Origin of the sequence: Cellvibrio mixtus subsp. mixtus J3-8, from assembly GCF_000766945.1 — a bacterium.
Lineage (GTDB): Bacteria > Pseudomonadota > Gammaproteobacteria > Pseudomonadales > Cellvibrionaceae > Cellvibrio > Cellvibrio mixtus_A.
In genome coordinates this window covers 3,939-4,212 of the sequence record NZ_KN266219.1, presented here as the reverse complement: position 1 = coordinate 4,212, position 274 = coordinate 3,939, and the positions used below count along the sequence as shown (strand labels likewise).

General features: G+C 47.1%; 1 protein-coding gene. It reads right to left on the bottom strand.

Translation table 11 applies throughout. The annotated features are described in order from the left end of the window. Positions 1 to 18 precede the first annotated feature (18 nt). A partial coding sequence (locus A596_RS23680; RefSeq protein WP_039918805.1) for a P2 family phage major capsid protein occupies positions 19 to 274 on the bottom strand: 256 nt, incomplete at its 5' end.

Sequence of the window (274 nt, the reverse complement as noted above, 5' to 3'; positions counted from 1 at the left end):
CACCGGTCACCTACCTGATTAACTAAAATCGCCAAGTTCGATGTTTTCAATCAAGCAGCCGAAACCATAATCTTCGATAACATAGGCATCGTTTGAAGATTCATAGTTGGCAATGCGGTTGAAGTTCGGTTCTTCCACGATGTGGCGACGGCGTGCACCTTCCTGCCAGTAGATCGACAAATTGGAGAGTGCGGTAATGAAAATTTTTCCGTCAGGAACAAACGGTGCGCGCACTGCTTGCAGGCCACCAATGCGTTTTTGCGAGACAATCAAA